The organism is Saccharopolyspora sp. (genome assembly GCF_017434145.1).
GTDB lineage: Bacteria > Actinomycetota > Actinomycetes > Mycobacteriales > Pseudonocardiaceae > Saccharopolyspora_C > Saccharopolyspora_C galaxeae.
The window spans coordinates 1-2984 of record NZ_JAFRFW010000539.1 but is presented as its reverse complement, the minus strand read 5'-3'; the positions used below and the strand labels follow the sequence as shown (position 1 = coordinate 2984).

Sequence of the window (2984 nt, the reverse complement as noted above, 5' to 3'; positions counted from 1 at the left end):
GTCTTCGCCGCCGACCAGGTCACCGACCGGGTGGTGGCGTGCTGCCGCCGAACCTGCTGGGTGAGCTGCTGCGGCAGGTGCAGGAGCTGCAGCGGGACGTGCTGGCGCCGCGCGGGCTGGACTCGGTCGGGCTGACCGCGCGGGAGGTCGAGGTCGTGCGGCTGCTGGCGGAGGGCTGCGACACCGAGGAGATCGGGTCGCGGCTGAGCTACTCGGAACGCACGGTCAAGAACATCGTCCGGGCCATGATGCGCAATCTCGACGTGCGCAATCGTCCGCAACTGGTCGCGCACGCGCTGCGCTGCGGACTCATCTGAGCGTTCCGCGTGCGCCGGAGTCGCTAGGAGCGAAGGTCTCGTTCGCCCCATTTCGACCGGGGCGAAAGTGCTCCGCGCTCCGCTGGTCGGCGAGAAATGCCGAACGCGCCCGCTCGGCACCGGAATTAAGCCGGGTCCCGGATGCAGGTCCCCGTTCTCCCGATCGTTCGCCGGCGCCGTTTTCCAGCGCTGGCGAATGCTGAGGTATCACGTCAGTTCGACGGAGAAATCGCCGTGCAGCAAAGCCGTCGCGAGTTCGGCGCGGGACCGGAAACCGGCCCGCTGGAACAGCCGGGTGAGCCGTCCTTCGATCCCTTTCTCGCTGGTGCCCAGGATCGTCGCGAGCTGCGCGTTGGTCAGGCCCTCGGCGATCAACGTGGCCAGCAGCCGCTCGTTCTCGGCGACCGTGGTGCCGCGCCCGGGGACGGTGACCTTGCGTTCCCGCATCAGCAGCCGCAGCCGCGCGCGCGGGATGAGCGCGTCGAGCTCGCCGAACAACTCGTAGGCGGTGCGCAGCATCGTGCCGCTACCGGCCGCGGATCCGCCCACGGTGGCCAAAGTGCGGGCGAGTTCGCAGGGGCGCTGCCGGGACTCGGCGAGCTCGATCGCCTCCGCCGCGGCCGCGGTGTCGCCGTGCACCAGGACCCGGCCCAGCAGGTCGTTTCGGCGAGCGGCGGAGTCGTCCAGCCGCGCCGCGACCTGTTCCAGCCGCGCGGCGTGCTCCCGAGCAGCCGCGTGGTCACCGCACCGCGTTTCCAGTTCGACCAGGGCGCGCAGCAGTTCGTCGGTGCCGATGAGCACGCCGTCGGCGTCCGCGGCCCGCAACGCCGAGGTCAGGTGCGCGCGAGCTCGGTCGGTCGCACCGGTGGTGCTTTCCAGCTCGGCTTCCGGGATGGCCAGCAGGTGCGGGAGCAGCAGGTGCTGTTCGCGGGCCTCCGCGATGATGGTGCGCGCTCGCTGCAGCTGTCCGCGGGCGACGAAGATGTCGGCCATTTGCCGGAACAACGCGGTGTGCCCGGGTGTGCCGCCCCATGCGGCGGCGGTGGCCAGGCCGGAACGGGCGTGCTCCAGCGCCTCGTCCCACCGGCCCGCGTGTCCGAAGTGGACCGCCCGCTCGGCCGCCACCTGCGCTCCCTGCGCCGGTTCGCGCAGTCCGCCGAACAACGTCAACGCCCGGGTCAGAATCCGGAGCACGTCCGCGGTGGTGCCGCGCCCCCGCGCCGAGCCGCTCCAGCGGGAGCGGCCCAGCACCGCCGCCGCCGAATCCAGCAGCACCCGGCCGAACATGCCGTTGGTGGACTCGGACGAGGACCACAGCGGAAGGTTCTCGACGAGCTCGTCGTGCGCCTGCGCCCACCGCCCGAGCAGGCACAGCCCGGCGGCCCGGGTGACCACGGTGGACGGAGAGCGCTCGGGGACGAGCTCACCCAGCGCACCGGTGGCCGCGGCCGCGACCAACCGCACGATCCGCAGTTCCTGCGCGGAATCCGGGCTCAGCTGCTGCGGATGGTCGCGCAGCACCTCGTCCGCGCTTTCCGCGGCCGACTCGAACCGCATGTGCAGTGCGCTGGTCACCGCATGGCGGTGCAGCACCTCGGCGCGCTGCCCGCTCTCGGTGCACAACCGTGCCGCGGCGCGGCCCCAATGGTCGGCGAGGTCCCCGCGCTCCGGCGGTGTCCGGCCGCTGATCTGCACAAGCTCCGCCGCGGCCCGGTCCGGGTCGACCAGCCTGCCCGCGGTCGCCAGCCGCTCCGCCAAGTACTCCGGATCAGCGCAGGTCGCCGCGCCGTTCCACAGCGCGAGCACCGCGAGCTCGCTGACCCGCCGCCGCTCGTACGGGCCGAGGCAGGTCGTGAGCAGCGCACCCAGCGCGGGCACCCGGAACCGCCACTCGCCGGTCAGCACACCGGTGGCGCGCAGCGCTTTGAGCGCTTCGAGCACCTGGTGCTCTGGCAGGTCGGTCGCTCGGGCGATCAGCTCCGGGACGTTGCCGCGCAGCGGGTGCAGCACGGCCAGCGCCTTGAGCACCGGCCAGCACGGCGAACCCAGCTCGCTCAGCCCAGCGAACAGCGGGTGCGTGATCCGCACGGCGGGTCCGCGGCCACCGACCGGGCAGACCCGTTGGTCCACGATCCGCAGGCAGCCGGCTTCGCGGTAGCCGTCGAGCAGCGCGTGCGCGAAAGCGGGCAGCCCGCGGCTGTTCCGGCGCACCGCGCGCACCAGCTGCGGCGCGGGTTCGGCTTGCAGGTCGTCGGTGAGCAGCGCGCGCATCGCGGATTCGTCCAGCGGGCGCAGCCGTTCCTCGTGCACGAGTCCGGCGTCGCGCAGCCGCGCGAGTTCGGCGGGTGCGCCCGCTGCCGGGGTGCGGAATGCGCAGACGAAAGTGACCCGGTGGCAGTTCTGCGGATTCACCATGCGGGCGAGTTCGGCCAGGCAGCCCGGCGCGATCCGCTGCGCGTCGTCGACGATCACCACCAGCGGCCCGTGCTGTTCGGTGTGCTGGGCGAGCAGTCGCGTCAGCGGGACGCGCACGGCTTCGCGCGGGTCCTTGCCGAGTTCGTCGGCGAGCCGGGCGGCGAGGTGCGCCACGTCGTGCTCCTCGCGGGTGATCCGGAGTTGCACGGGGCGCAGGTGGTGCGCTTCCACCCTCGCGCGCAGCCGCGCGAG

General features: G+C 72.9%; 2 protein-coding genes. One reads left to right on the top strand and one right to left on the bottom strand.

What is annotated here, in order from left to right:
* Nucleotides 1-317 (top strand): helix-turn-helix transcriptional regulator (locus tag IJH84_RS14920; RefSeq protein ID WP_295145469.1); only part of this gene is annotated, 317 nt, incomplete at its 5' end.
* A 207-nt stretch (nucleotides 318-524) separates the two neighbouring features.
* On the opposite strand, the gene IJH84_RS14915 is transcribed toward IJH84_RS14920, so the two are convergent.
* A partial coding sequence (locus tag IJH84_RS14915) for an AAA family ATPase (protein WP_295145467.1) occupies nucleotides 525-2984 on the bottom strand: 2460 nt, incomplete at its 5' end.